This window comes from Halanaerobium sp., from assembly GCF_003070835.1.
On sequence record NZ_QBLR01000312.1, the window covers coordinates 1 to 3,859 of the forward strand.

Annotated in this window: 6 protein-coding genes; 4 read left to right on the forward strand and 2 right to left on the reverse strand. The window is 31.2% G+C overall.

All coding sequences use genetic code 11. From position 1 onward, the window contains the following. Positions 1–108 precede the first annotated feature (108 nt). The 4 genes from CI949_RS18045 to CI949_RS18060 all read left to right on the forward strand — a co-directional run bounded on the left by CI949_RS18045 (position 109) and on the right by CI949_RS18060 (position 2,693). Entirely contained in the window at positions 109–951 is an 843-nt protein-coding gene (locus tag CI949_RS18045) for a class II fructose-bisphosphate aldolase (protein ID WP_290768942.1), read from the forward strand. Positions 952–983: 32 nt separating this feature from the next. Continuing rightward, on the forward strand, positions 984–1,673 hold the full coding sequence (locus CI949_RS18050) for a triose-phosphate isomerase (RefSeq protein WP_290768945.1): 690 nt from the start codon (positions 984–986) through the stop codon (positions 1,671–1,673). 46 nt (positions 1,674–1,719) lie between these two features. Continuing rightward, complete coding sequence (locus tag CI949_RS18055; RefSeq protein ID WP_290768947.1) at positions 1,720–2,238, forward strand: YjbQ family protein; 519 nt, start codon at positions 1,720–1,722, stop codon at positions 2,236–2,238. A gap of 146 nt (positions 2,239–2,384) precedes the next feature. Beyond that, a complete protein-coding gene (locus tag CI949_RS18060; protein WP_290768950.1) occupies positions 2,385–2,693 on the forward strand; it encodes a hypothetical protein in 309 nt (102 codons plus the stop codon). An 89-nt stretch (positions 2,694–2,782) separates the two neighbouring features. On the opposite strand, the gene CI949_RS18065 is transcribed toward CI949_RS18060, so the two are convergent. Further along, the gene (locus CI949_RS18065) at positions 2,783–3,001 is read right to left on the reverse strand and encodes a DUF3006 domain-containing protein (protein ID WP_290768953.1); all 219 of its coding nucleotides are present in this window, start codon (positions 2,999–3,001) and stop codon (positions 2,783–2,785) included. 88 nt (positions 3,002–3,089) lie between these two features. Continuing rightward, on the reverse strand, positions 3,090–3,859 hold a 770-nt coding region (locus CI949_RS18070; RefSeq protein WP_290768956.1), incomplete at its 5' end, for a helix-hairpin-helix domain-containing protein.

Sequence of the window (3,859 nt, forward strand, 5' to 3'; positions counted from 1 at the left end):
ATATGGTAGAGTTAGATAAAGACTCGGTAATTTATGAGTTATGGCAGCTGCAGAAAAGAGTTTTTCAGGATAAGTAAAATGAAATAACTTATAAGGAGATGATTTAGATTGTTAGTATCATCAAAAGAACTATTTAAAAAAGCGAGAAAAAGGAAATTTGCAATTCCAGCTCCTAACTTTACAGATCAAAATTCTATAAAAGCTTATGTAGAAGTAGCAGAAAAATTAGATTTGCCTGTAATTTTAGCTTATGCTGAGGTCCATAAAGAATATTTATCTTTTGAAGAGGCATTAATGCTGGGCAAGTATTATGGTGAAAAGGCAAACATTCCAGCAGTTTTACATTTAGATCATGGCACAACTAAAGATTTAATATTTAAGGCTATTGACCAGGGATTTAAATCAGTAATGATTGATGCCTCAATGGAAAGCTTTGATAAAAATGTTGAAAAAACAAAAGAAATTGTAGAATATGCTCATCTTAGAGGAGTAGTAGTTGAAGCTGAGATTGGGCATGTAGGTGGTGGAGAAGAATATAATAGTAAAGATGATAGTGATAGTATATATACTACTGTTGAAGATGCAAATAGATTTATCCAAGCCACAAATGTTGACTCTTTAGCTATTTCTATTGGGACAGCACATGGTGCTTATAAGGGAGAACCTGTTATAGATTTTAACCGATTAAAAGAAATAAGTAAAGCAGTTGAAACACCATTAGTCCTTCATGGAGGTTCATCATCGGGTGATGAAAATTTGGAAAAATGCGCCTTAGAAGGCATAAACAAGATTAATATCTATACAGATTTAGTAACTGCAGCCTATGATGAAGTTCAAAAAGTTAAAACGAATGACTACTATGAATTGAGAAATGCACAAATAAATGGAATGAAAAAATGTTTGGAACATTATTATGGGGTGTTTCATACAAGTAAATTCAAGAACCAATAGTAGAACCAATTTTATTAAGGAGGAATAATATAATGAAAGAAATAGGCACACCATTCTTTATTTGCAACCCTAAATCTTATCTTTATGGAGAAGAGTGTTTAGATTTGGCTAAAGCGGCAGATGATTTTGCTGAAAAATATGGAGTAGAAACTTTCTTCACAGCCCCTTATGCTGATTTAGCTAAAATTAATGATAATACTGAGAATATAATAGTAACAGCACAACATATGGATCCTTTAAGTCCTGGACGTGGAATGGGCCATGTTTTACCGGAATCTTTAAAAGCAGTAGGAGCTAAAGCAGTATTTTTAAATCATGCCGAACAATCTTTAAAGCTAAATACTTTAGTCAAAACCATAAAAAAAGCTAAAGAGCTGGATATCATTACGGTTGTTTGTGCAGATTCTTTAGAAGAAGCTTTAGCCATTGCCAAACTAGGACCAGATATTCTATTGTGTGAGCCGACAGAATTAATTGGAACGGGTCAAACAAGTAGTTTTGACTATATAATTGAAACAACTACAAAAATTAAAGAAATTGATGAAAGCATTCTAGTTATGCAGGCCTCGGGTATTAGTAATGGAGAAGATGTTTATAATACAATAGTTCACGGAGCAGATGGAACTGGAGCAACAAGTGGTATTATGGAAGCTCCAGATAAGGCTAAAAAATTAGAAGAGATGATACAAGCAGTTGTGAAAGCTGAAAAAGAAATTAAATAATATTGAGCCTATTTTCATATAAAGATGTTATTGGAGGATGATAAATATGAGTGTTTATAAAAAACAAATTACATTAAATTCAGATGAAGGACATGCAACATTTTTTGATATTACACCTGAAGTAAAAAAGGCAATTAAAGATAGCAATATTAAAGAAGGGATTTGTACAGTTATTTCACCACATACAACTTGTTCTGTATTTTTTGAAGAATTTGCACATGATAAAGATGAAAATGGTAATGAGTTTCTTCAGGTTGATTTAAATAATGTATTAAAAAAGATTATTCCTGATCATGATTCAAAAGAGCAATACCTTTACCCAGGTGAAGAACATTATCAGGCTGTAGAATCATGGCCAAATGCAGAGGCTTATTTGCCTAATGGTGATCGAACTGCTTTATTTAATGGAGATGCGCATTTGAAATCAACTTTAATTGGTTCCAGCGAAACATTTGAAGTAGATAATGGTGAGTTAGGTGTAGGAACAACTGGTTATGTTTATTTTGTTGATTTTGATCGCACAAGAGCTCGTGAACGCAGATGTAAAATAGTTATTATAGGATAATAAATTAAAGGTATTTATCAGATTTTATTGAACTTATTGGTTAGAGATAATATAAATTATTAAAAGTCTGGTAAATTGAGTGATAATACTTTTAATAGTAATGATTTACACCTAGCTTAAAAGATTCATAAAGGAGAATGAAAATCATGGAAAAAGTAGAAACTTATTTGCATTGCGTTAAATGTGATGAAGAGACAGAACATGTAGTGATTTATTTGGATGATGAAATAAAAAGTATTAAATGTAAAAAGTGTGATCGAGTCTCTGGAATTGATAAAAAAGAATTGCTTGAATTGTATACAATGGAAACAGTTGAGCATATTTTGAAAGAGCCTTTAAAATTAAATCAGGGTATAAAAGAAGATGGCTCTAAGTTTTTATTTTCTTTTTCAAAAAGGTTACTAACTAAACCTTATCGAGTTATTAAAGAAGTTTTTGAATTGTTAGAAGACTAGGTGTCCTAAAATTTTTAGATGTAAAAAATACTTCCAAATATATAGTCTATTTTAATTAGACTGCCTATTTTGGAAGTATCATATCAATATCAGCTATTTTTCTTTTTTAACTTATCTAAAAGACTGCCGACTCTCTTTTCGGCAGCTTTTTTTTCGTCTTCTTTTAATTTGAAATTAATTTCTAAGATGCTTCCTTCTTCTGCAGCTTCTGGAAGCTCAGATAGAGGTAGAAAAAAATCTTCTTTTTCCTGGGGGCGAATTAAAAGTCTTGCTTTTCCGTTCTCAATTTTATCAATTGTTGCTTTCATTAGATCATCCTTTCAATTTAGTAGTTATTAATATCTAGATTAATTTTTCTAATTACTCAACATTAGTGATTTTTACCATCCAAATAAATTAATTGATAGTTATTTTGTCCTGCCAGCGCTCAAATTTATAATCATCAATACTATTAACCTTTTTGATTTCTTCCAGTTTTTCAAACGGACCATGTTCATTTCGATATTTGATGATTTTCTCAGCTGTTGCTGGTCCAATTCCCCAGAGTTTATCTAAAACAGCCGCTTCAGCTGAATTAATATTGATTAATGATGTTTCTGTTTTTGAAGTATTATTATTTTTTGAATCAAGTTCTGCCCCAGCCATAATATTGTTTGAACTTCTATCTATTTTTACGGTATGATTTCTACCATCAGCTGTAATTACAATGTTTCCATTTAAATCATTTCTAAATACATTGGCGGCTTCAGTTTGGTATAGTTTAATTATTTTTGATTTAGGATGACCATAACTGTTATCACCACCAACTTGAATTACTGCAGTTTTTGGTTCTAAACTTTTTACCCAGGCTGTTGAGCTTGAGGTATCACTGCCGTGATGAGGAACCTTAATTATATCTGCTTTTAAATTAGGATTTTCTGCTAACAGTTCTTTTTCTACTTCCTTTTCAATATCTCCTGTAAATAAGAATCTTTGCTGCCCATAATTTAAGACGAAAACCAGTGAAGAATTATTTAAATTGTATTGATTAAGACTTTGATCTGGATGCAGAAAATGGATTTCGATTGCTCCAATTTTAAATTTATCTCCCTGTCGAGGGGTATCAAAACTGATATTTTCCTGGTCAATTTTGATCAAATAATTTTCATAAGTTTTAGAACTGTGAA

Bases quoted from the DNA above. Each gene is read 5' to 3' on its own strand.
- CI949_RS18050 (WP_290768945.1), top strand. From the start codon at position 984: ATGAAAGAAATAGGCACACCATTCTTTATTTGCAACCCTAAATCTTAT.
- CI949_RS18055 (WP_290768947.1), top strand. From the start codon at position 1,720: ATGAGTGTTTATAAAAAACAAATTACATTAAATTCAGATGAAGGACAT.
- CI949_RS18060 (WP_290768950.1), top strand. From the start codon at position 2,385: ATGGAAAAAGTAGAAACTTATTTGCATTGCGTTAAATGTGATGAAGAG.
- CI949_RS18065 (WP_290768953.1), bottom strand. From the start codon at position 3,001: ATGAAAGCAACAATTGATAAAATTGAGAACGGAAAAGCAAGACTTTTA.